Origin of the sequence: uncultured Desulfovibrio sp. (assembly GCF_902477725.1) — a bacterium.
In the GTDB taxonomy this organism is placed as follows: domain Bacteria; phylum Desulfobacterota; class Desulfovibrionia; order Desulfovibrionales; family Desulfovibrionaceae; genus Desulfovibrio.
On the sequence record NZ_CABSIF010000003.1, the window covers coordinates 57962 to 81833 of the forward strand.

The following is a 23872-nucleotide window of genomic DNA, read 5'->3' on the forward strand; positions in this document are numbered from 1 at the left end:
GACATAATGGGGCATTTTTTTAACTTTTTCTTAAAAATCAGCATGTTAAAATTTTTGCTTTGTAAAAATTTTTTTACTTTATTTTTTTCGCTTGACTCTGAGGGGGTGTTTGCGTAGAACTCATTTTCGCCGGGAGGGCAGTTAGCTCAGCTGGTAGAGCACCGCCTTCACACGGCGGGGGCCACAGGTTCAAGTCCTGTACTGCCCACCATCCCAAAAAACGGAGCGGTAGTTAAGTCGGTTATAACGCCGGCCTGTCACGCCGGAGGCCGAGGGTTCGAGTCCCTTCCGCTCCGCCAGAAGTCACCGGGAGGTCAGATCACTGACCTCCCGTTTCTTTTATCTGTAGCCCACGCGCAATAATTCAAGGGCCGTCCGCAACTGCGGGCGGCCCTGTTTTTATCCATTATGAAAACCCTGAGGCCTCGCTGTCAGTCCTTGCGACGGCTCCCGCCGTCTGCAAGGAACCGCACAACGACCCTTTGTCCTATCAGCAGGCTGCCAGCCTCAAGGGTCGTCACCACTTCTACAACCCTTGTGTCTTGCTTTTCTGCCGGATCTTCCGGCGGCAGGCGCTGGCCCACTACCCGTCCGATTCGCAGCACAGTGCCGCTCATCGTGTGAAACTGATCGCTCTCGGGCACAATAAGCACACGCTGCCCCGGCGAGGCTTGCGACAGATACTGCTCGTCCAATTCTGCCCGAACAATCAACGGGCTATTGGGCACAAAGCTGAACAGGGGGGTCACATTCAGGGTACTCACCCCGTTACCCGGACGCGCCTGCCGCTGCACAATGCGGCCATCAAGCGGCGCAACAATCCTGTACTCGTTGACTTCATTCTGCGCGACCACTACGCGGGCACGGGCCACCTCCACTGCGGCAATACTACTGCGCAGATCGACTTCAGCTACCACAAGGGTATCCCCCGCCTGATCAAATTCTCGCATGGCCACAGCCCTGGTTTTGATCATGGGGCGCAGACGTTCCAGCTCCCTCTGCGCCGCGCGCAACACGATTTCGTTACGCCGCACCTGAAGCTCTGTATGCCTCAACTCCTGCTCCGCAAGATTCAGCCTGTTGCGCGCGAGGCTGTCATCCAGACAAGCCAGCACGCGGCCAGCCTGCACCGTTTCCCCTTCCTCGGCCATCACAGCGGTAATTACGCCGTCCCTGCGGGCAGCAAGCTTGATCACGCCTCCTTCCACATCCACACGACCCTTGGCGCTGGCCAGCACTTCCGCAATTGGGGCTGAGGGCATTTCCCGCCTCTGACCGGCTGCCAGCAAAGACCCCCAGGACACGCACAGTATGATGCAAAGCACGACTCCGCACATTTTTTTTGCACGCACGGTAAGACTGTTCATTTGTACTCCACGGAAATTACTTACGGATTACGGTGATCCTGCTTTAAAATGCCGTCTTCAAGATGAATAACCCTGTCGGCGTGGGAAAGCAGACGCGGATCATGCGTGACGCCTAGCACGGTTGCATTGTGCTGTCCGGCAATGCTTTGAAGCAGGGTTATGACGGTTTCGCTGTTGGCCTTATCAAGAGCGGAAGTTGGTTCATCGGCAAAAATCATCTGCGGCCTTTTGACAAACGCGCGGGCTATGGCAACGCGCTGTTTTTCGCCGCCAGAAAGCTCAAAGGGCCGTAAATGGCAACGCCCGCCAAGCCCAACTTCTTCCAGAGCCTGCCTCGCCCTGTCTCTGGCCTCCTCCCCCTGAATGCCCATATACTGGAGAGGCAGGGTTACGTTATCCAATGCGCTTAGCGAGCCGAAAAGGTTGAAGCCCTGGAAGATGAACCCGCAATGCTCCAGACGAAACATATCCAGTTCCTCTTCACCCAAGCTCCACAAATTAGTGCCAAGAGCCATAACGCTTCCGGTATCTGGGTGCAGCAAACCAGACAGTATGGAAAGCATGGTGCTTTTTCCTGAACCTGAAGGCCCCACAAGCAGGGTGAGTTCGCCTGAGAACACGTTGAGCGAACTCTGTTTGATCACCTGCTGCGAAATACTGCCCGAAACAAAGGCCTTTGATATGTCCATGGCCTGTAATGTGGGAATTTTGGACACTGCAAGGCTCCTAGCGCAAAAGCGTGACCGGTTCGGTGTTGAGCAAAGGTTTAAGCGCAAGCAGACCGGAACCTGCTGCAATGGCCATCATGATCAGAGCATTTCCTGCCAGCAGCCACACAGGAAAAGCCATGGCGATATTGGCGCTCTCGCCCAGGAGGGCAATGGCAACGGTGAGCGCAGCCGTGAGCAGCAGTCCAATAAAGCCAATCCAGGCAGCCTGCTCGATGACCACGCAACGCAGGCTGCGCCTGGACACTCCCAAAGCCCGCAAGGCCGCAAATTCCTTGATGGATGCGGTGATGGCCGCTGAAAGGGTCTGACTGGTGATTACCACGCCCACAAGCAGGGCCAGCAAGGAAGCAAAGCCGGTCCCCACACCGCTGCCTGATTCAAAAAGCCAGTAAACCTGAGACTGAACAGAAAAATCCTCAGCCTGCCACACGCTGTAGCGCGAAACAAGACCAGAATCAGCAATTTCCTTCTGCACCTCTTCTGCGGCAAAGCCAGGCTTGAGACGCACCATGTAATACGTTGTCTGGTTGGCAGTTTCTGGAGCAAGCCGCCGTGCCGTAGCAAGCGAGGCCAGCATGTTCACACCGCCAATGGCACGCAGCCCCTTGATTGTGCCGGCGATACGCACCCTTTTGCCGTTGATTTCCACCAGGGTGCTGCCGTCTGCGCCAAGTTTGTTTGCATCTGCTACGTCAATGAACACGGCATCTGGTTCGCGCAGCAAGGCACGCTGTTTTGGCGTGAGCAGCCGCGAAAAGGCCGAGGCCTCCCCGCTGGTATCAATGCCGTTGATAATCACAGAGACGGGCACGCCATCTGCCCTTCGCAGATCGCCGTAAGCGCTGACAAACCTTTCAACATAGGCAACGCCCGGATGCATCCAGGCTCTGATGTCGGCGCTCTGGCTCACAGCCCGGCCAAGATCCACACTTGCCGTGTTGCGAAAACCAATCCACAGTTCTGCCGTTGACTGATCCAGCGGAACAGACACCGTATTGAACAAACCGAGCAATAGGGCCAGCTGTACCACAGTCAAAAGCCCGGCAAAGGTAACTGCCAGCACTGCGGCCAGATAGCGCCGCCACTCGTATAAAAGGCTCGAACGCGCGATGGAAACCATGTATGCCCCACCATAAACGGAGTACTCCGTCATTTTATTAAACGAACATTCGCACAGCACAAAATGCTGTGGGACACCCTAGGCTGCCAGAATAAAGCTTTTGATAAGGTCTGAAATGGCCTGAGCCGAGGCTTCATAATCGATATCCATGCCGAGGTCTGCATCAAATTGCACCCCGGTATACAAAATAAGCAACAAGTTGGCAGCGCCTTTAGGGTTGAGATCACAGCGCACCCAGCCTTCGGCCTGCCCTTGCGCCAGCAGGGCAGCAAGGGCCGCTTCCAGCTTGGCAGATGAAGCGGCAAGCTCCTTTCTGCCTTCCGGACTGCGAGAGAGTTCAAGCCAGCTCTCTGTTGCCAGCCCGTACCCACTGGGGCGGAGCATTTCGTGCAATTCTTCTGCCGTCAGCGTGGCCAATCCCTCTACGGACTGTCGCTGGGCCAGAGCCAGCAAATCCTCATCGTTGGCCTTCATTTCTGCCTCAATAATAGCCTCGATGATTTCTTTTTTCGATTTGAAATAACGAAACAGTGTTCCCGCGCTTGTTTTGGCCTCGGTGCAGATGTCTTCCGTTCTGGCAAGATGAAAGCCCTTGGCCCGGAACACGCGGGCCGCAGCCTGCAAAATTTCCTCGCGCCGCTGGATTTCAAGCTTTTCATTTTTTGGTCGGGCCATGGGAAGTCTCCTGCACCTTTTATTAATAAACGAAGTGTTCACTCCTATTATAAATTCTTTACCCGCATGTCAACAGCCATACTTCATCCAACCGACAATACCATTTAAAGCTCGCTGATTGGCGAAAACTGACTCGCGCCGAGGGGGTCCAGTCTGTTATATGAAAATGATTGATGGCTAACGGTTGAACCGATGTCAGCCTTCAATGATGCCGTCTTTCCATCCGCCTCTATTCATCCGCATTTTTCTTGCCGTACTCCTCGGCATACGCCGCCAGAATCTCAGCGATCATCCGGCCAAATCTGGGCTGCAATTCCTGGCAACGCGGAGTATTTTTGAGCGCAACACCGCTTCTCTCGCTGCGGATCAGACCGGCCTCACGCAATATCCTGAAATGCTGCGAAAGGGTCGACTTGGGTATGGCCCTGTCCGGCATGTTCAGGAAGTCAGAGCACGTTTTGGGTGAACTTGAGCGTATGATTTCCTTGAGAATCTGTACGCGCACAGGGTCAGAAAGGGCGTGCAGGAGACCTTCGACCGTTACGTCTTCAACAGCCGGATGGTGCAGGGTTTTCATCATTTTTTCCTGGTATAAAGGCAAGAGGGCGACTCAGACGTCAACCTGTGTACAGATGTATTGACACCCGCCCCAATTGTTCATAAAAACGGAACTAACGAACAATACGCGTATGCATTCCGCTAAACCAAACATATACTGGGGCTAGAGGGCATTCAAGCATGCATGCGCTGCATCCTTGCCCCAGGTGATCCCAGCGCAACAGGAGGTCGTATGAACAGACGCCAGTTTCTTCAACAGGCAGCGGTCGCTTCACTTGTTTTGCCCGGCGCGGCACTGTTGCCGCAGCCTTCGCTTGCAGCTACGCCGCCCCCCGCGCCGCTTTACAGACAGGCGGGCTACTATTGGTTGCAGCTGGGGGATGTGCATGTGGCGGCAATTTCTGATGGCACATTGAACAGCAACGCAAGGCTGATCAGCCCTAAACAGGATCAGGTAGAAGACGCCCTTAAAAAAGCGTATGTGCCCTCGCCCAGACCTACCTCAGTCAACGCCTTTCTTATCCTCGCCCAAAACCGGCGCATACTCGTGGACACTGGCTCCGGCAAGCTGCTCGGCCCGACCGTAAACAAACTTGCAGCCAGCCTTGAGGGGGCCGGATTCAAGCCCGGCGATATCACGGACGTACTGCTCACGCACATCCACGGCGACCACTCTGGCGGACTCACGGTGGACGGCAAAAGGGTTTTTCCCACCGCCACCGTGCATGTGAACCGCGTTGAGGCCGAATTCTGGCTCAGTTCGGCCCAGATGGAAAAATCGCCGGAGTATTTCAGGCCCATGTTTGTGAAGGGGCAGGAATCTCTGGCCCCCTACCTCAGCGCAGGCAAGGTGGCACGTTTTGAAGCGGGCCAAATGCTGCTGCCCGGGATATACGCCGTGGCCGCACCGGGGCACACTCCTGGTCACACCTGTTACCTGCTTGAAAGCAACGGTGAAAAATTGCTGTTCTGGGGAGATACGGTTCATGTTGCTGAGGCGCAGTTTCCCTTGCCGGATACGGCCATTGAGTACGACCTTGACCCCGAGGGAGCCGTCAGACAAAGGCAGCGTCTTTTTGCAGAAGCCGCAGAAAAGGGGCACCTTGTGGCTGGAGCGCACATTTCCTTTCCCGGCATTGGGCACGTGGGCAAGGCGGGGCAGGGGTATCAGTGGTTCCCCATCCCCTATGTCAACGATGCCGTTCAACGCCCTGCAAAATAACAATGCTCTTCTCTCGCCAGCCACACACCAACCTCACACCCCGCAGCTTGTGTTTGCCCGCGTAAACGCCTTGGGTGATCCCGCGAGGGATTGCCCAAGGTGGAATGGGGCCAACACTGTCAAAATTGCCGCACTCCCCAATTATTGGATATTCTTAACAGCACAAACTTACTAAAAAAATTTAATACTGGCCGGAAATTTGCATACATTATTGCAGGTTTGCCACACGCATAACCGCACTGCAAGCAAGCGAGGACAGTATGACGCCGACAATCTGGTTGCTGGGACTTTCCGGCAGTGGAAAAACCACCCTTGGTTCACTGCTGCGCCTGTATCTTGACGGGCAGGGATTTGACGTTGAATTCATCGACGCCGACACCTTCTGCCGCAGCAACGGACTGTCCGCCGCTACCCCTGAGGATCGCGTGCGCAATACCGATATCCTGCGCGATTACGCGCTGAGCATGCAGGCGCAGGGCAAAGTATGCGTGGTCGCAGCTGCCACCCCATATGAGAACATGCGCCAGAGCAACCGGGCCATGCTGCCCATGTACCGCGAGGTATGGGTGCGCTGCTCGCTGCAAGCTTTGGTGCAGCGCGATGCCAAGGGCTTGTATGCCAAGGCTGAACGCGGCGACCTTTCGACCCTGGATTCAGTTTTTGACGCTTTTGACGAACCCCGCAGCCCCCACTGCATCATTGATACCGACAGGTATTCGCTGGTGGAATGCTATGAGCAGCTGCGCGACCTCACGCTTGACACCCTTGCCCAAGACCGCGAATGGGCAGACACCGGGCGCCGCATGTTGCCGCAGGCTTCGGGACCGTTTATGAATGCCGCCATAGCCCTTTAACGGGGCGCACCTGACAACCTGCATAGACAGGTTCGGCGAAAGATGCCGCGCAGCACATGCCCAAGGCACGCGTTGCGCGGCATCCTTAATTATCAGTGAGCTTGCGCTCTCGACTGCGGAGGTTCACCGCCCCGCTGTGCCGGAGAACTGCTGCGAAATGAACGCAGCGTAGTCGTCCGTCATGCCGGACACAAAATCCAGCACCCGCAGATAGGCCATATACAGGCTGTCTTCCCTGCTCGGGGCATTGGCCCCCATGAGCGTGAGGGCACGTGTTTCCTGATAGCTCATGGCATTGCCCTTGGTGAAGTTGAAGCAGGCAGGAATGAACACGTCGAGCAACCGCCGGTAGAGCGTGTAGGTGCCTATTTCCAACGCCGTCTTCTGCGGGTTGTTCATTATCTTGCTGTTAAAAACCCGCCCCGCCTCACGCATGAACCCGGCCACATCCTCGCGGGCGTGGTTCAGCAGGCAGCCATCAAGCCGCCCTTCCATGATGGCTTCGTAATTGTCCATGAACGTCTGCGTGATGGACGGAATCATGCGGCCCATAGCCGTGGTGCGCAGCATGCTGGTGCGTCTGCGGTCGGAATCCATGGAATCAAGGCGCGGATCGTCCAGACAGTTCACATCCAGCAGAGGCGTCATGGCGGCCTTAAAATCGGCATAGGTGATGATGCGCAGCTCGCGCGCGTCTTCCATGTCGATAATGCGGTAGCAAATGTCATCCGCCGCTTCCAAAAGATACGAAAGCGGATGTCTGCGCCAGCCAGCGCCTTCCGCCAGCCCCATCGCGCCGAAGATTTCGGCGAAAAGATCCCGTTCCGCCGTATAGAAATTGAACTTGCTCTTGCCCACGCCCTGCGCTTCATAGGCCGAGCGCGGGTACTTCACCAGAGCCGCAATGACAGGGAATGTCAGGCGAAAGCCGCCCCTGTCCTTGTTGTTTTCAAGCGCGTTGATAACGCGGAAGCCCTGGGCGTTGCCGTCAAAAGCCGTAAAATCGGCCCACTCTGCGGGCAGCAGATTTTTGAAATACTGCTCTTTGTTGACGGAATCCTTGAACCAGTCGCGGATGGCCTCCTCGCCCGCATGCCCAAAGGGCGGGTTGCCTATGTCGTGCGCCAGGCAGGCGGCCTGAATGATCTGGCCCAAGTGGTCAGGTGTGCAGCCCTCGGGCAGGTCGCCGCGCTGCCGCAAGGCATCGCCCACGCCAAGGCCAAGGGATCGCCCCACGCAACTCACCTCAAGCGAATGGGTAAGGCGGTTGTGAATATGATCGTTGCGCACCAGCGGGTGCACCTGGGTTTTTCTTGCCAGCCTGCGGAAGGAGCTGGAAAAGATGATCCGGTCATAATCCACCAGAAAGGGATTACGCACCGCGTCCAGCGTGTCGAGCTTCATGCCCGCGCCGGTTTTGCGGTTGGGGGCCAGCAGTTGCGCCCACTGCTCTTTGAATGTGCTCATAATGCCTCCTCCCCTGCATGTACGGCATGCGCGCCAGTGCCGCAAGCGCGGGCGTCTGATGCTTTTCTTTTGTTCCCACCCTTGCTAGGCTTGCACGACGTTTTCAAAACCGATGTCCTACGGGGAAACCAAACCGTGCAGCAAGGCCAGATCATGACGAATTCGCTTTTTGATATGTCCCTCTCCGCCCATTTGGAGCTTTTTGGCGCGCTACAGACCATGCGCCCCGCCGTGGAAGCGGCGGCAGAGAGGCTTGGCGCGGCCCTTGGGGCAGGCGGCAAAGTGCTTATTGCCGGCAATGGCGGCTCGGCGGCGGACGCCCAGCACTTTGCGGCAGAGCTTGTGGGGCGCTTTCAGTGCAACCGCAAGGCGCTGGCCTGCATCGCCCTGACCACGGACACGTCAAACCTCACGGCCATCGGCAACGACTACGGCTTCAACGATGTTTTTTCTCGCCAGGTAGAGGCCCTTGCCCGCCCAGGCGATGTTTTTGTGGGCATTTCCACCTCCGGCAATTCGGCCAACATCATCGCAGCCGTCAACGAGGCCCGCGCTCAGGGCATTGCCACTATCGCCCTGCTGGGGCGCGACGGCGGCAAGCTGGAATCCCTGGCCGACATGGCTGTTATTGTGCCCCACGATGTCACGGCCCGCATTCAGGAGGCCCATATCTTCATTCTGCACCACTGGGCCGACGTGCTTGAACGCGCCGTGACGCAAAAATAGGCCCGACCGCAAAATCGGCGCACGGCAGGATTACACCATGCCCTTTCCGGCCAGTCATCCCAGGGAATGAGCCTTGGGCAAACGCCCCCAACGAGGTTAGCCATGGATCAGCAGAACGTAGCCCAGTTCCTTGTTTCATGCCTCAGGGCCGAGGGAGTTAAGTACGTCTTCGGCATCCCCGGTGAGGAAAACATCAAATTTGTGCGGGCTGTGGCCGCCTCCGGCGACATCCGCTTTATTCTTGCCCGGCATGAGCAGGGCGCATCCCTGATGGCCGATATTTATGGCCGCCTGACAGGTAAGGCGGGCGTGTGCGCCGCCACTCTCGGACCGGGAGCCATCAACCTGTTGCTGGGCGCGGCTGACGCGCAGACCAATTCAAGCCCTCTGGTGGCCATTTCCGCCCAGGTGGGGCTGAAGCGCATCTACAAGGAATCGCACCAGATTGTTGACCTTGTAGGCATGTTCAAGCCCGTTACCAAGTGGGCGGATACGGTGCTGACGCCCCAGGCAGTGCCCGAAATGGTGCGCAATGCCTTTCAGGTAGCGCAGGAGGAGCGCCCCGGCGCGACCTACCTTGCCATTCCTGAAGATGTGGAAGCGGCCCCCATGCCCGAGGCCTTGCCCCTCAAGGCGGCACCCTGCGCCAAGGCCATACCATCGCCCGCTGCGGTGGCGGAAGCCGCAGCCTTGCTGCGCTGCGCGCGCAAGCCCGTTATCATGGCCGGGCACGGCGTGGCCCGCACAGGCAATGCCGCAGTGCTGGCCGCCTTTGCCGAGCGCTACAAAATCCCCGTGGCGACAACGTTCATGGGCAAGGGCGTTATCAGCGACCGCAGCCCGCAGTCGCTGGGCGTCATTGGCTTCATGCGGCACGACTACGAAAACTGCGCATTCGATCAAGCGGACGTGATTCTTTCCATTGGCTACGAATTGCAGGAATTCACGCCCATGCGCATCAATCCGCATTCAAACAAGCGCATCATCCACATCAACACATTCATGCCCGATGTGGACGCCCACTATATTCCCGAGATCAGCATCATGGCCGATGTGGGCCTTGCCCTGGCCTCTCTGGCCAAGGAGCTTGGGGCGGAACCTCTGCTTTCCGCCGGACGCGGGGCGAGAATCCGCGAACTGGTGGAGGCCGAACTTGCCAAGGGCCGCCAGAGCGATGCCTTCCCCCTCAAGCCGCAGCGCATCGTGAGCGACATTCGCGCTGCAATGGGCGATGAAGATATTGTGCTGGCCGACACCGGGGCCATAAAAATGTGGATGGCGCGCCTCTACCCCACCTATGCGCCCTTGACCTGCATTGTTTCCAACGGCCTTTCCACAATGGCCTTTTCCCTGCCGGGAGCCATCGGCGCGCATCTGGCCTGCCCCGAGCGCAAGGTGCTGGCCGTCATGGGCGACGGCAGCTTTTTGATGAATTCGCAGGAAATGGAAACCGCTGTCCGCGAGAATATTCCGCTCAAGATACTGATCTGGGTGGATGACAGCTACGGACTCATCAAGTGGAAGATGGACATGGAATCCGGCTCGCACGACTGCGTGGACTTTGGCAATCCCGACTTTGTGACCTATGCCGAAAGCTTTGGCGCCAAGGGCTACCGCATTGAAAGCGCCGCCGAGCTTTTGCCCACCTTGCAAAAGGCTCTGGACGAGCCCGGCGTGTCGCTGGTGGCCTGCCCTGTGGACTACAGCGAGAACATGGCGCTTATCAATAGTTTGGGTGAGTTGACGCCTGCGCTGTGTGCGCTGGATGAGTTGTAGGGGGTTGATATTCTTTTGACAGAGCGGCTGCATCTTTGCTGGATGTGGCCGCTTTGTTGTTTCTTTTGCGATATCCGGTTATTTTTTTCTGCCCTTCGGGCTTGTTATTCCGCCGCCCTGCGGAATTTGGGACGCCTTCGCGGCGTGCGATTTCGCCTCCCCGGCGTGGTGCAGAGGGGGCCTGTTAGGGACTGCGCCCCTCCTTGGCCCCCTCTGCACTCCCCCCGGAACACCCCCCTAAGAAACGTTTTCAATTTCCGTCAGGCTACGAGGGCAACGCGTCTCCCGCTGTGGGAGCTTCCCTCCCTCGCTGCGCTCGCTCAGGTGATCTCCCTCCGCGCCGCGTTAATGCCAGAGGATGCTTTCGCTTTGAATGTAAGTCCGCTTCAGCCCAATACCTCTGTAATATTTGCGATTAATGGGAGTGCTTTGTGACCTTGCGCTTACCCTGATGCATATTGCCGCCAGAATTATCGGGAATTGCAGCGTAAAAATTCGATTCCCATGATGCATCCCATGACGCATAAGCAATAACCAAGCGCATTCGGGCACAGAAGCAGGTCACTTGTGCGTCAAAAATTTCAGCCGCCATAAGAAGCTGGTCGTGGAGTAACCTTCCTTAAAGGCTGGTGTTGGGCGAATTTGCAAAATACGCGTTTTGCGGCCTGAAAAGGAAGCGCCAGGATTTTGAGCGCAGCGTACTCAAGTACGTGAGCATCAAAATCCTGGCGCTGACGCATTCAGGGCGTAAAAGTCGGGTTTGCGTAAATGCGCTCGACAGGCTCTCCCCCTGCCACCAAGCCCTTCTCTGCCTTCCTGCCTTTCTTTTCTCTTCTACTCGCCAATGCCCTCGTACAGGGCAGACGACAAATACCGCTCGCCCGCATCAGGCAGAATGACCACAATGGTCTTGCCTTCAAATTCAGGCAAGTCCGCCAGCCGCGCGGCCGCCGCTGCCGCAGCGCCAGAAGAAATACCGGCAAGAATACCCTCTTCGCGCGCCAGCCTGCGGGCAAATTCAATGGCCTCATCGTTGCCCACAGTCTCCACCCGGTCCAGCAGGCTGACATCCAGCGTTTCAGGAATAAAACCAGCACCAATGCCCTGAATCTTGTGCGGGCCGGGTTGCAGGGGCTTGCCAGCCAGATGCTGACTGATGACCGGGCTCGCCTCAGGCTCCACAGCCACGGAAACAATGTTCTTACCCCGCGTGTGCTTGAGATAGCGCGAAATACCCGTAATGGTGCCGCCTGTGCCCACCCCCGCCACAATGGCGTCCACCTGCCCATCAGTGTCGTTCCAGATTTCCGGGCCGGTTGTGGCTTCGTGTATGGCCGGATTAGCCGGATTCTTGAACTGCTGGGGCATAAAATACGCGCTGGGGTTGGCAGCCACCAGCTCTTCGGCCTTTCTGATAGCACCGGGCATGCCCTCCGCACCGGGCGTGAGCACCAGCTTGGCCCCAAGCATGGCCACCACGCGGCGGCGCTCAAGACTCATGGTTTCCGGCATGGTGAGCGTAAGCTCATAGCCCTTGGCGGCGGCCACATAGGCCAGGGCAATGCCCGTATTGCCGCTGGTGGGTTCCACAATGCCCACGCCGGGGCGTAGCAGGCCACGGCTCTCGGCATCGGCAATCATGGCCGCACCAATGCGGCATTTGACGGAATAGGAGGGATTGCGGCCCTCAATCTTGGCCAGCACTATGGCCTTGGGGCCGACCACGCGGTTAAGCCGCACCAGAGGAGTATTGCCGATGGAAAGGGGATTATTCTGATAAATTCTGGACATATGCTTTCTCCTTGCCCGCCTTGGCGATGCTGCGTGCAATCCAGATTGTATGGTTCAGCCGTGTCGGCGGGCATGACACCCCTGGCCCGGCATTAAATACATTAACTCGACTGACTAAGTGATAATAACAGAGCTCCTGAAAGGCAAGGCCTGATGCAAAAATATTTCTGCCCGCCCGGAAGAGGCGAAGGTAAACTCGTATCAAATGCTGAAATCGGGGATAGCGGATGCCTGAGCGTCCACAAGATCCTGAAGCGTGGTGCCGCCGTATACGTTTTCCAATGCCTGCCGCGCCCGCTGCCACAAAGGCATGAACACGCAGTCCGGCCCAAGGGAACACTTGCGCACAGGGCTGTCGCCCTCGCAGTCAAAAGGATGCACCGGGCCGTCCAGAAAGCGGATAACCTCGAGCGTGGTGATCTGGCTGGCAGAACGGGCCAGCATAAAGCCGCCAGCCTTGCCGCGGCGGCTGTCCACAAAGCCGCCGCGTCTGAGCTGGTTGAGAATGTTCTCAAGAAAACGCGGGGGAATGGCTTGTGCCTCTGCAATCTCCTGAATACGCGTGGGGCCGCTGCCCGTGCGCCGGGCAAGCTCAAACAGGGCACGCAAGCCGTATTGGCATTTGAGTGAAACGCTCATGGGTAATCCTTGCGGGAAAAGGCGGTGCAACCGCAGGAAAAAATCAGCCGAAGCTTACGGTCTCGCCGGGGGCCATTTCCACACAACGGCAGGACAGATGCAGGTTTTCAAGCTCAGCCCTGAACCCTGCTGCGCTCTGCGCCAGCACAGGGAACGTTCCCCAATGCATGGGAATGGCAGCCTTGCAGCGCAGCAGCTTGCAGGCCAGAGCTGCCTGACGCGCATCCATGGTAAACACGCCGCCCACGGGCAGCAGGGCCACGTCAATGCTGTAGAGCTGACCCCACAGATCCATGCCGCTGAAAATACAGGTGTCGCCCGCATGGTATACGGTGAGTCCATCGGGCATCCGCACAATATAGCCCGCCGGAGCGCCCGAATCGCTGGAATGGTAGGCCTGCGTCATGGTCATGCTCACGCCCTGGTGGGTCAGGGTGCCGCCCATGTTAAAGCCAATGCCGTTGAGAATCTGCTCTTGGGGCACACCTGCTTCGGCCAGCTTGCCCGCCGTGCCCACAATGGCCCCCAGCTGCGCGCCGGTGCGGCGGCACAGGGAAACGGCATCACCCACATGGTCGCCGTGGTCGTGGGTTACCAGCACAATATCCACATCACCTGCCGCGCTGGACGATATCCCCGCAGAGGGAGCAAAAAAAGGATCAATGATCACCTGCGCGTCAGGCGCGCTGATTTTGAATGCCGAGTGTCCAAACCAGGTTATGTCGCTCATGCTGCCTCCAGCGTAAGACTTTAACAATTCAGAAACATACGCGCCTTTGAGGAACGGAAGACGGCAAATGGAGGAGGAGCGGCGTGGTGCCGCCCTTTGCTTGCGCTAGGCCTGACCTGCCCAGCGGGCAAGACCATGCGCAAGGCCCACCTGATCAAAGATACGGCCGCAGAACTGTTCCAGCAGTTCCTCCACGCCAGCAGGCCGCAGATAAAAACAGGGAGAAAACGGCATGATCACCGCGCCAGCCTCGCGCAGGGTAAGCAGGTTGCGCAGATGGATGGCGGAAAGCGGGCTTTCGCGCGTGACCATCACCAGAGGCAAGCGCTCCTTCAACGCCACATCCGCAGCCCGGTGCACAAGGTTGCGCGTGGCGCCGCTGGCAATGGCCCCGACTGTTCCCATGGAGCACGGCACAAGCAGCATGGCTGCTGGTTCGCTGCCGCCCCGCCACCACGAGCCGCTGGCCGGGCCTGCGCCCAGGTCTTCCGCAGCATATACGGTGTGCGCCAGAGCCGTGAGCCGCTCGGCGTCCGCGCCGCATTCCGCCCGCAGCACGGCCCGCGCACCATCGGAAACCACGCAGTGGGTGCGCACTTCGGGCATGGCCGCCAGCAGCCGCATGAGGCACAGGGCCAAGGGCATGCCGCTGGCCCCGCTCACCCCAACAAGAATATCACGCATGCATTCTCCGCATAAAATATCACAGAGCAATTGCTCCTCATCCTGATTTTTAACGCACATTGCTACGGCGCGCAAACCTGCCTCTCCCATAGTGTCTGCGGGAAAGGGCGCGCGAGTTGGTAGACAGTCGGTTCAGCCCTACGCCTTGACAGCCGCCAATACAAAGCATATCAGAAATGTTCTTATGCGCTCGTAGCTCAGTTGGATAGAGCGTTGGCCTCCGGAGCCAAAGGCCGTGAGTTCGAATCTCGCCGGGCGCACCATCAAGAATTCAAGCGGTTAGCTGTAAAAAGCTGACCGCTTTTTGTATATTTTCTTCTCCACGCCTTTCCTTCAGCGCAGTTCTTGCAAGTCGCGGTTTTGTATAATTTATGGCCCCATTGAACCATTCATTTACCTATAGTATTCAACGTGTCACTTTCAAATACTTTAAGCGGGAGACGCATGCGCCACTTATCTTTTATTATAATGATACTGCTGATATTGTGTGGATGCACAAAACGACTGACAGATTTTGGTCCGCCTGAATTCGGAACTATAGAGCGCGGTGAAACTGTATATATTGTACCGGATAGTGGAATACTTCATGGCGATGACCGAAGAGAAGGCTACGGCATGCCTGTAGATAGCACACGATATCCAGATATTGAAGTTCAGTTAGCGAAAATGTTCCAGAAATCCTTTACCCCATTTACAAGGCAGGCCATTATCGGTGATCGACACGAGCCTTGGTACAAAGACAATGAATTGGCTAAGGCCAACAATGCGCGTTATATAGTATACCTGTATTTATATACCGCACAGACTTCACGTCTTAATGAAAAAGACCCACAACGATATATGATAGTTACCATAAAGGTCATGGATTTAAAAATTTCTTCTTTGCCGCGATCCATATCTGTGCGCTTTGAATTGGGTGTTATTAATCCTCAGGATGTCACCACGATGTTATGGAAAGATTTTCAGCCCGCGTTTCGCAAGATTGCGAAACTCTTATTTGAAGGAGAACCCTGCTCACGCATAACGCTGTGACCAGGGGATTGGTATGGGGCTGTTTTTGTAGTCAGAAACATGGCCGCAGTGATGCAGGATTGATTTGAGACGGCACTACAGCCGCCCTGCGTGAAATGTTCTCGCCATTCCTTCCATTTTTTGATGCATGCGCTTACGCGCCGTGCATTATCGGCACGGCAAATTCTTACCCTCATGGCAAAGCCGCCCATTTTGCACGCGGCTGGCGCAGCCCACTGGCCTACCGGGCTGCTGCACCCTCACCCGAGCCTGCTGACCACCGCTTCGAGTCTGGCCCTAACCATTGCTTCTTTTTCCAGCTTTTGCTGCAAGTCGGCAATGGCTGCCTCAGCTTTTTCAATGGTACCGCACAGCCCGCCGAGCAGTGAAAACGCGCCACCCTCAAGAAATTCAGCATTTTCTACTGTTCCCGCATAGGGGCTGCCGCCAAAGCGTTGCCAACGGGCATAGTCCCGCTGCCACTCAGGAAAGCAGGTGGCGGTGAGGCCGTCATTCCACAGTTTGTACGCTCCAAAGGCATGAACCACAGGCGCAAAGGCCGCCGCTGGATTACGTGGATGCGCGTTGAAGCCCTGTGGTAGCTGAAAAACGCTCTGCGGATACTGCCGCAGCAGCATCTGCGCCAACAGGTTAAAGGCCGCCTGATCAGGGTAACGCAACTTCGCGCCGTGCCGACACACAAATTCCAAGCAGCCCTGACGCAGGGCCTCCGGCGCTGGCAAATCATTACGGAATACGATGACGCCCGAATTCAGGTTGTCAGCGCCTCCGTCAAATCCCTCAATAGCTTCGTGCAGATTAATCTGCGCAGGTTTGGCCCCCGGAGGGTCGGAAAACTCCGGGTCTTCCAGCGCCAACCCCAGGGGGCCGCAATCAAACAGGCCTTCCAGACTATCCTGAACCAGCACGTCCGCATCAAGCCATACAACAGACGTATAGCGTTGCAGCAGGTCAAAGCAGTCAAATTTTGCCAGACTGAGCGGCGAAAAGACCTCCAGCGCCTCCGCCGTCAGCTCTGCGGGCACAGGCCTAAACGGCACAAGCTGCGCACCAAGGCTTTGCAGTATCGCGGCATCGGTTTCCAGCAGTGATTCATCGCAAAAAACGATGATGTCGGCCTCCATCCCCGGATTATGCCGCCGAAGCGCCAGCAGCACCGTGCCAGCGGCAAAGGCCCAGTTGCCGGTTACGCCTGTGACCACCGCGCGGGGGAACCTCACGTCAATGCGGCCTTCAAATGCATCATGCATGGCTGGCTCCTGATGTCGCTTTACGCAGCCCGCAGGCTGCCTCAATGACCCCGGCACAAGACCGGAAAAAGCCCGTTTCGGACGGGGTAGTCTGGTTACCCCGGCCTGAAACGGGCCAACAATGCTTTATACGCCAGTCTCACCTACCGCGAGGCAGCAAAAATGGCGACAATATCGGGCGGCAACAGTTTTTTTACGCTGCCAATGTGGGTTTTGCCCACAAGGGCCTTCTCGGCCATTTCGGCAATCTGCGCATCAGTAGGCGCGAGATTCAGCTCTTTCAGCGAGGTGGGCATGTGCAGCGAGCGGAAAAACCGCTCCATGGCCTCAATGCCCCGCAAGCCCGTGATGGTTTCCGTTTCCGCCGGGGCAATGCCCAGGACCCGTTCTGCAAACAGGGCAAAGCGGTCAGGCCGCAGGGGCAGCACATGGCGCGCCCAGCTGCCCCATATGGCAGACAGCCCCGCACCGTGAGCCACGTCAAACATGCCGCTCAGCTCGTGTTCAATCATGTGAGTGGCCCAGTCGCCGCCGTCAGAACCGCAGCCGGTCAGTCCGTTGTGCGAAAGGCTGCCGGCCCACATGACTTCGGCTCTGGAGTCGTAGTTGGCCGGATCATCGCGCAGTACGGCGGCATGGTGCATGACCACGCGCATGAGGCCCTCGCCGATGCTGTCCGTTATATCCATGTTCGAGCCGTGCCCGAAGTAGCGTTCCATGGTGTGCATGAGAATATCCACGCATCCGCAGGCCGTCTGAAAGGGCGGCAGCGACATGGTCAGCTCCGGATTCATGACGGCAAAGGCCGGACGGGCCATATCCGTCTTGAAGCTGCGCTTGAAGCCGTTTTCCTCGTTGGTCACAACGGTCGAACTGCTCATCTCGCTGCCTGCGGCGGCGATGGTCACCACGCAGCCAATGGGCAGGCATGCGTCCGGCTTGCGCTTGCCCATGTAATAATCCCACACGTCCCCCTCGTTGGCTGCGCCGTAAGCAATAGCCTTGGCCGAGTCGATAACGCTGCCGCCGCCCACTGCCAGCACAAAATCCACCTGTTCTCTGCGCGCCAGTTCAATGCCCTCGCGGATCAACGAAAGCCGGGGGTTGGGCACTACACCGCCAAGGGTCACAAAGGACAGACCTTCAGCCTCGAGAGAGGTCTTGACCCTGGCCACAAGGCCCGAGCGCAGGGCGCTCTGCCCGCCAAAGTGTATAAGCACCTTGCGGCATTTGCAGGCTTTGGCGAGTGCACCGGTCTGCTGCTCTGTATTTTTGCCGAAAACAACCCTGGTGGGCGTGTAGTACGTAAAATCGTGCATGGTAATCCTCCTGACTGTAAAGAACGCGCGGGCCCAAAGCGCCCTGCCAGGGCGTGAGCATCAGATATTTTCTGCCAGCGCCGCGAGCGAAAGTGTACGCAAGAGCCTGCCTGTCTGATCCGCCTGTGCTGCATCCGCCGAGGCTTCGCGCAGAATGCGCGCCATAAAAACAAGCATATGGCGTTGCATATATTCATCGTGCCCATAACGGGCTGCCCAGGCCTGCCAGAGGGTATCAAGCCAGCGTAGCGCTGCTCCCGGCTCTGTCAGCCCGCCATAGATCAGCCCTGCGTGCAGTGCCGCCTGTGCGCCTGTCGCCCGGATACCCAGCGGAGGAAACACATGCCCAAGCAGAGCGCGCATATGCCACTGGCGGGCATGGGCTGCTGACGTATAACGATAGTGTAGCAGCGGCTCTTGCAAATTGACTGCCTGCAATCCGGCCTTGAGCAGGGCATCGGCCCAAAAGCCCATGTCCTCCGCCCTTGCAAGCGCCGCGTCATAGCGTAAGCCAAAGGCGCGCACCGCGTCCAGCCGCACCATGACGCAGCAGTTGGGCACGGGGACCCCAAAGAGCGCGGCCGCGCGGGCGGCATCCGGCTGTTCTGGAAAGAGTTCAAGTGCGCTGGACTGCCCGAAGTACTGGATGCCCGCACCGCAGATGTGGATGTCGGGCTTGGCCTCAAGGCAGGCATGTTGCGCTTCCAGCCGATGGGGCATGGCTATGTCGTCCGCGTCCATCCAGGCCAGATACCTGCCGCGCGCACGGCCCATGGCCATATTGCGCGCCGTGGCCCGCCCCTTGTTGGCAGGCAGGCGCTCAACGCGAACCCTCTTGTCGGCGCAGGATTGTGCGAGGGCAAGGGTATTGTCTGTGGAGCCATCGTCCACCACCAGCAGCTCAAAGTCTTCAAAGCTCTGGGCCAGGATGGACTCTATCGCTTCAAGCAGATGGGAGGCGGCATTATAGGCGGGCATTGCCACAGTGATTTCTGGAGTGGACGAACTCACAGGCGTTCCCCCCTCACCTGCCTGTACATGGCGGCCACATCATCGCGCCCCGAGCCAAATATGGGTTCCGGTCTGCCGAGCGCAGGCTGTCTGCGGCAATAATCCGGCGCTGTTTCCATCATCCGGGCTGCGCGGGCAAAAACGTTGGTGGTTTCCAGTATCCAGTTGCGGCACTGGGCAAGCTCTGCTTGCCGGGCCTCCCACAAACGGCTCTTGATTGCAGACAGAATGCTCTGCGCACAGGCTTCCAGATCGCCAAGCGGCAAGGGCACAAATCCGGGTGCGGGGCAAACAGCGCCAAGGTTGGGTGCTCCAAGATAGAGCGGCAGCGCCCAGCCAAGCCAGGCATCGGACAGTTTTTCTGTCCAGAAGTTGTCCAGGTAGTTGTTCTCAAGCACCACATGGTACTTATAGGGCGCAATGGCCGACATTTTGTCATCCACGGGATTGAATTCGCGCCCGTACACGTGCAGCGCGTCCCCAAGCCTCTCTTTGAGCATACTTACCAGTGCAAGTCGTGCACGCTGTGCCGACGTTGCCGTCTTGGTGGAACAGACTACGGAAATCAAGCCTGTTTTTTCTGGCATGGGAAATGTGCGCAATTCGTTAAGGCTGCTGAATTTACTTATGTTTTTCCCTGATGAGCGTTCGACGCCGTAGTGCCAGCTCAGACAGGGGTTGCTGATGACCATGCTGCGCCGCTCGACACCGCGCAAGTCATAAGGAGACACCACCGTGCCGAACTGGCCGAGGAAGGATCGGGGATATTTTTTGATCTCAGGCGGCTCGGTGACAAAGAGGATGCGTCGTTCACGGGGCACTGTGGTGCTGAAACCCGCCGGGGCTTCGTCAAAAACCACGAGCCATGTGCTGGAAGTTTCTGCCGAAGTGGGAAGCGAGGAAAAGGAGCGGGGGGTTGGCGAGGCCAGCACAAATTGCACACGGCCCATAGCGCCGTTGCCGTCTTCTGTCTGCCGCATCCAGGGCCAGGCCTCGGGGATGGTGGCAAAATAGCACAACAGGGTCGAACTTTCAGCCACAAAAGCCTCGCAATGACAAGGCCCCGGCCCGCTTTTTTCTGGTCAGAGGCCGGTTAGCAATACCCTTTGCCCAGGGCGCATCGGCAACGGATGTTGAAAATCACTTTAATGCTCAACTGCGTAGATATTGCGGAACACAACGCCATTTTCCTGGCTTCGCACTTCAAGAATGACCTGGGCGTTGGTGAGGCTCATGGGGTGCTCGGCAGAAGCAACCATGACGGCGCGCTTGAACCGACTGATACGAAAACTGCCCACATCTTCGGGCTCAAAGCGCAGGGAATATTTTTTGCCATCGGCTGTCAGCAATGTGCCGCTAACTACACCCGAAAGTATCTTCTGGTTGTCGGCATTGCGCAAATCCAGTGCGACGCGCAGTTTGCCGCCTCGTATTTCACGCACTTGCACATTCCCTACCTTGACGTAATCAAGGTCAATGGAGGGAAAGTCCTCATGCCCCGGCCCTTCGGTGGTGCGGGCCGCATCGCTGGCCCCGCCCTGAGGCTTTTCGGCCGCAGCCCCGCCTGTAATTGCGGGGCCTTCACCAGGTGCCTCCGCAGCTGCGCCGCCTGTGCTGAGTCTGCGCAGCACAAGCTCCCGGCCTGGAATATTTTCTTCGCGCAACAGTTCTTCAAGGTGTTCCAGCCGCTCTGCATTGGCCTGCGCCGTCTGCGAATCGCTTTCAAAGCGCAGCACATTGTCCCGCAACTGCACGTTCTGCTGCCACAAAGTCCAGCACAGCCAGCCCAGAACAGCGCACGCAACAGGCAGACAGGCCATAACCCCAAGGACTCCCACAAACCGCCCCCTGCGCACTCGAAAGCTGCGCCTGGGGCCGTTATCCCGCATCAGGATTATGCTGAGATTTTCGCGGTACTTCAAACGGTCCTCACGAACTTTGGCGTTTGAAATTTCGGGATGGCCGCACACAACACCTTGTTATGATACCTCGCCATAAAACCGGGCAAACTGTTTGACCAGCCTTTGCCCCCTGTCCAATGAGGCAAAACGGCAGAAGTCCCTATTGACCGGCCTCTCCAATGGGCGCAACAGGCGCGCCAAGAGGTGCCCAGTCTTCGCGGGCGATACGCCAGCCCTTGCCGTCAAAGCGCAGCAAAATGGTCTTGGTGCCCCGGTCAGTGTGACCGGAGCTGTCGGCGTAGACCTGATTCATGTCGGCGCGCAGGCCCTGCTTGTCAGCCACCAGCCGCAGGCCCGTGATCTGAACCAGAGTGGGCTGCACACGCTGCCAGAGCAGTTCCTTCTGCTTCTGAATGTTCTTTGCGCCCCAACGCCCCTGCTGGATGGCATCGTCCGCATAGTATTCAATGTACTCGTCCAGACGTCCAGCTTCCCAGGCCTTGCGCCATTTTTCAACCATAGCGCTGGCGGCGTCGCTGACCTGATCCAGATAATCCGCAGCAAGGCCAAGTTCTTCTGGCTTGAACTGCGAAGCAACAATGCGGAAATCACCCTTGTCGTCCCGGCTCCACCAGAAGGAACGCACACCCTGCTCCATGCCGTTGGGGGCCACTACAAGCTGTTCGCAATGGCTCACAGCCAGTGAACCCTGGATCTCCAACTTGGGCTTGCGGCTTATAAGACGCAGCCACGGCACCGCAAAGCGGCGATCAAATTCGCGCATGGTCGAACTGTAGGAATATCCCCGAGGGGTTCCGGCTTCGCGGTTGTACTTGGCCTGATCGTAAAGAGAGGCGATGTTGGTCGAACGCGCGGAAAAATCCGCATTCCAGGCCTGCACGGCCTTTTCCAGAGCGGCGCGAACTTCCGGTGTGAGGGTCAGCTGCTGGGCTGCCGCTGCCACGGGAGCGTTGGCTTGTGCCGGAGCTGCGATGGGAGCCTGAACAGATGTCGGTGCAGGCAAGTTAACAGCCTGCTGGGCTTCTGCGGACTTTACCGCCTGATCGGCAGGCTTGACTGGTGTGGCCTTGGGGGCGGATTCCGCTTCGCTGCGGGCCGCTTCTTCCATTGCCGGGCGCGCGCCCCAGTTTACTTCTGCCGGGGGTGTTGCACTGCTGCGGCGGGGCACCAGGGGATCATTGGCCGCCATGAGCTTGTCGCCCTGACCAGCCCTGGCGGTAGCGGCTTTGTCCTGCGAGGGCTGCGGCGCGGCGAGGGCCGTGCCCTCCGTCTTTTCAGGCGCGGCCTCTGGCATATCCAGCCGGGGGCGCTGCGGCGCTTCGGAAGAAGCATCGCTGACCTGCTGCAAAGGCGCTTCGGCCACAAGCTGGCCTTTCTGGAAATCGGCGCGCATACCCAGATCGCGCGGTGTCCATTCCATTCCAACAATGCGGAACTTCTGGTCGTTACCGCGCTGCCAGTACAAACGGCGCACACCTTCTGTGGAAAGATTGGATGCCGTATAGAGCTGCTCTGACCAGGTCACCCAATACCCCGGCCCTTCCAGCACATTGATCTTGCGATTGAAAATCTTGATGAACTGGAGCGACTTGAACAGACGCTCCTTGTTCTGCCGAAAGGCCGTAAAATTTTCCGTCATAGCCTTGGAATAGGCATCGGGATTATAGTAATCAAACATCTTGACCGAACGGGAGGCCCAGGCGGTGCTCCAGTTCTGCATCAGGCGGCGCAGTTCGTTGGCGGTGCTGCTGTCGGGCCGGGGCTGGGCGGTCTCGTCCATATTTTCGGCCAGAACCACTGCCGTACCGGGCGTCAGCTGCGGCCCGACCTCGTCGATTTCCTTAAGCCCAATGGCCACGCAGCCACGTGTGGAAAGCGGTTCAATACCAAACCCCTTGCTGTGAATCCAGATGCCGTGGCCGGTTTTGCCGCGCAGACGATCCACGGGGTTGGGATAATTCAGGGTATAGGCAATGCCGCCGTATTCCTTGAAATCCAGCCCGCTGGCAATTTTGTATTCCACAAAGTAGATGCCTTCAGGCGTACGCAGATCGTTGAGCGCCTGCTTGTCGCCGGGCAACTGGCCTGTGGTGCAGGGAAAGGTGTATTTGAGCTTGAGGGGGCTTTTCTTCTCAAAAAACATGAAGGTCTGACGTTTTTTGTCCACAGCCACCAAATGCGTAGGAAGCCCCTCGTTGTACAGAGAGGCTTGCCATTCTTCGGCCTGCGCCAGATGTGGAGCGGCGAGGGGACAACCAATGCCAAAGGCCATCAGCAGCCCCGAGGCCATGCATCTGACAAGGCAATTGGCCAGACAACTGACCAAAGGCCTGACAATGGAACTGGCCGCAGAACCCATCAAGCATTGCGTCAATGCCAGGGGCAAGGCGCGCGGGCCGGTGGGGACCTTAACGCGCAAGGTCCACCAATTCCGCACGGGTAAAGAGCGCAAGCAGGTCATATCCCGCCTCACGGAGCTTTTCCCGGCCACCTTCCTCCCGATCCAGAATGGCGCAAACCGCCACAATGGACAGGCCAGCATCAGCAATACGATCGCAGGCCTTCAGCAGAGAACCGCCGGTGGTAACAACGTCTTCAAGCATTGCCACGCGGTCGCCCGCGCAGAAATTACCCAGCCCTTCAACAAACTGCCCTGTGCCGTGCCCCTTGGCTTCCTTGCGGACCAAAAGGCCGTTCAACGGTCTGCCCTGTTCGTGAGAGATGACCGTGGTGGCTGCAACCAGAGGGTCAGCGCCCATGGTCATGCCGCCCACACCCTTGATATCCATCTCGCGGAGCATGTGGTTGAACAGTGTTCCAATAAGCCACGATCCTTCGGCATGGAGCGCCGTGACGCGGCAATCAAAATAATAATCGCTTCTGCGTCCTGATGCCAGCACAAAATCTCCCTCACGGTATGATTTTTCTACCAGCAGGCGGGCAAGGCGGCGCTTGAGCGCCAGCAGTTCTTCAGAAGAAAGAATTTGCATGACAGATC

General features: G+C 57.7%; 22 protein-coding genes and 3 tRNA genes. 8 read left to right on the forward strand and 17 right to left on the reverse strand.

The features are described 5' to 3' along the window. Positions 1–135: 135 nt before the first annotated feature. Together RDK48_RS03085 and RDK48_RS03090 are read left to right on the forward strand one after the other, a co-directional pair. Positions 136–211: transfer RNA gene (locus RDK48_RS03085), tRNA-Val, on the forward strand. An 11-nt stretch (positions 212–222) separates the two neighbouring features. Beyond that, positions 223–299 (forward strand) — tRNA-Asp (locus tag RDK48_RS03090). A gap of 132 nt (positions 300–431) precedes the next feature. On the opposite strand, the gene RDK48_RS03095 is transcribed toward RDK48_RS03090, so the two are convergent. The 5 genes from RDK48_RS03095 to RDK48_RS03115 form a co-directional block, all read right to left on the reverse strand. Continuing rightward, positions 432–1262, reverse strand: a complete 831-nt coding sequence (locus RDK48_RS03095; RefSeq protein WP_298997963.1) for an HlyD family secretion protein — start codon at positions 1260–1262, stop codon at positions 432–434. 125 nt (positions 1263–1387) lie between these two features. Then, positions 1388–2083, reverse strand: a complete 696-nt coding sequence (locus RDK48_RS03100) for an ABC transporter ATP-binding protein (protein ID WP_298997961.1) — start codon at positions 2081–2083, stop codon at positions 1388–1390. 10 nt (positions 2084–2093) lie between these two features. Then, entirely contained in the window at positions 2094–3218 is a 1125-nt protein-coding gene (locus tag RDK48_RS03105; RefSeq protein ID WP_298997959.1) for an FtsX-like permease family protein, read from the reverse strand. Positions 3219–3296: 78 nt separating this feature from the next. Next, entirely contained in the window at positions 3297–3893 is a 597-nt protein-coding gene (locus RDK48_RS03110) for a TetR/AcrR family transcriptional regulator (protein ID WP_298997957.1), read from the reverse strand. A 229-nt stretch (positions 3894–4122) separates the two neighbouring features. Beyond that, positions 4123–4470 carry a helix-turn-helix transcriptional regulator gene (locus RDK48_RS03115; protein WP_298997954.1) on the reverse strand — a complete coding sequence of 116 codons (348 nt, stop codon included), beginning with the start codon at positions 4468–4470 and terminating at the stop codon, positions 4123–4125. Positions 4471–4683: 213 nt separating this feature from the next. On the opposite strand from RDK48_RS03115, the gene RDK48_RS03120 reads away from it, so the two are divergent. Then, positions 4684–5673, forward strand: a complete 990-nt coding sequence (locus tag RDK48_RS03120) for an MBL fold metallo-hydrolase (RefSeq protein WP_298997952.1) — start codon at positions 4684–4686, stop codon at positions 5671–5673. 260 nt (positions 5674–5933) lie between these two features. Beyond that, positions 5934–6527 (forward strand): adenylyl-sulfate kinase, encoded by a 594-nt coding sequence (locus tag RDK48_RS03125; RefSeq protein WP_298997950.1) that lies wholly within the window; start codon positions 5934–5936, stop codon positions 6525–6527. Between the two features lie 123 nt (positions 6528–6650). Here the strand turns inward: RDK48_RS03125 and RDK48_RS03130 are convergent, their stop codons facing one another. Beyond that, positions 6651–7994 (reverse strand): deoxyguanosinetriphosphate triphosphohydrolase, encoded by a 1344-nt coding sequence (locus RDK48_RS03130; protein ID WP_298997948.1) that lies wholly within the window; start codon positions 7992–7994, stop codon positions 6651–6653. Between the two features lie 153 nt (positions 7995–8147). Here RDK48_RS03130 and gmhA point away from each other — a divergent pair, with 153 nt between their 5' ends. Together gmhA and RDK48_RS03140 are read left to right on the forward strand one after the other, a co-directional pair. Then, the gene (gmhA, locus tag RDK48_RS03135) at positions 8148–8720 is read left to right on the forward strand and encodes a D-sedoheptulose 7-phosphate isomerase (RefSeq protein ID WP_298997946.1); all 573 of its coding nucleotides are present in this window, start codon (positions 8148–8150) and stop codon (positions 8718–8720) included. Positions 8721–8822: 102 nt separating this feature from the next. Continuing rightward, a complete protein-coding gene (locus tag RDK48_RS03140; protein WP_298997944.1) occupies positions 8823–10496 on the forward strand; it encodes an acetolactate synthase large subunit in 1674 nt (557 codons plus the stop codon). Between the two features lie 834 nt (positions 10497–11330). On the opposite strand, the gene cysK is transcribed toward RDK48_RS03140, so the two are convergent. The 4 genes from cysK to RDK48_RS03160 form a co-directional block, all read right to left on the reverse strand. Beyond that, positions 11331–12287 (reverse strand): cysteine synthase A, encoded by a 957-nt coding sequence (gene cysK, locus RDK48_RS03145; RefSeq protein WP_298997941.1) that lies wholly within the window; start codon positions 12285–12287, stop codon positions 11331–11333. Between the two features lie 201 nt (positions 12288–12488). After that, positions 12489–12926: an Rrf2 family transcriptional regulator gene (locus RDK48_RS03150; protein WP_298997939.1), complete on the reverse strand. Its 438-nt coding sequence runs from the start codon at positions 12924–12926 to the stop codon at positions 12489–12491. Positions 12927–12969: 43 nt separating this feature from the next. After that, entirely contained in the window at positions 12970–13656 is a 687-nt protein-coding gene (locus tag RDK48_RS03155; protein ID WP_298997937.1) for a metal-dependent hydrolase, read from the reverse strand. A 105-nt stretch (positions 13657–13761) separates the two neighbouring features. Further along, positions 13762–14340: a UbiX family flavin prenyltransferase gene (locus tag RDK48_RS03160; protein WP_298997935.1), complete on the reverse strand. Its 579-nt coding sequence runs from the start codon at positions 14338–14340 to the stop codon at positions 13762–13764. A gap of 186 nt (positions 14341–14526) precedes the next feature. On the opposite strand from RDK48_RS03160, the gene RDK48_RS03165 reads away from it, so the two are divergent. Together RDK48_RS03165 and RDK48_RS03170 are read left to right on the forward strand one after the other, a co-directional pair. Continuing rightward, positions 14527–14603, forward strand: a tRNA-Arg gene (locus tag RDK48_RS03165). A gap of 181 nt (positions 14604–14784) precedes the next feature. After that, positions 14785–15372 (forward strand): hypothetical protein, encoded by a 588-nt coding sequence (locus tag RDK48_RS03170; protein ID WP_298997933.1) that lies wholly within the window; start codon positions 14785–14787, stop codon positions 15370–15372. A 239-nt stretch (positions 15373–15611) separates the two neighbouring features. On the opposite strand, the gene RDK48_RS03175 is transcribed toward RDK48_RS03170, so the two are convergent. The 7 genes from RDK48_RS03175 to pyrE form a co-directional block, all read right to left on the reverse strand. Next, positions 15612–16622, reverse strand: a complete 1011-nt coding sequence (locus tag RDK48_RS03175) for a glycosyltransferase (RefSeq protein ID WP_298997931.1) — start codon at positions 16620–16622, stop codon at positions 15612–15614. Positions 16623–16765: 143 nt separating this feature from the next. Then, positions 16766–17941, reverse strand: a complete 1176-nt coding sequence (locus RDK48_RS03180) for an iron-containing alcohol dehydrogenase (RefSeq protein WP_298997929.1) — start codon at positions 17939–17941, stop codon at positions 16766–16768. Between the two features lie 60 nt (positions 17942–18001). Continuing rightward, positions 18002–18952 carry a glycosyltransferase family A protein gene (locus tag RDK48_RS03185; protein ID WP_298997927.1) on the reverse strand — a complete coding sequence of 317 codons (951 nt, stop codon included), beginning with the start codon at positions 18950–18952 and terminating at the stop codon, positions 18002–18004. Further along, the gene (locus tag RDK48_RS03190) at positions 18949–19992 is read right to left on the reverse strand and encodes a glycosyltransferase family 10 domain-containing protein (RefSeq protein WP_298997925.1); all 1044 of its coding nucleotides are present in this window, start codon (positions 19990–19992) and stop codon (positions 18949–18951) included. Before RDK48_RS03190 ends, RDK48_RS03185 begins: the two co-directional genes overlap by 4 nt. A 105-nt stretch (positions 19993–20097) precedes the next feature. Further along, on the reverse strand, positions 20098–20874 hold the full coding sequence (locus tag RDK48_RS03195) for a hypothetical protein (protein ID WP_298997923.1): 777 nt from the start codon (positions 20872–20874) through the stop codon (positions 20098–20100). Positions 20875–21013: 139 nt separating this feature from the next. After that, complete coding sequence (locus RDK48_RS03200) at positions 21014–23146, reverse strand: L,D-transpeptidase family protein (protein ID WP_298997921.1); 2133 nt, start codon at positions 23144–23146, stop codon at positions 21014–21016. Between the two features lie 136 nt (positions 23147–23282). After that, positions 23283–23864 (reverse strand): orotate phosphoribosyltransferase, encoded by a 582-nt coding sequence (gene pyrE, locus RDK48_RS03205; RefSeq protein ID WP_374042246.1) that lies wholly within the window; start codon positions 23862–23864, stop codon positions 23283–23285. Between the last annotated feature and the right edge of the window lie 8 nt (positions 23865–23872).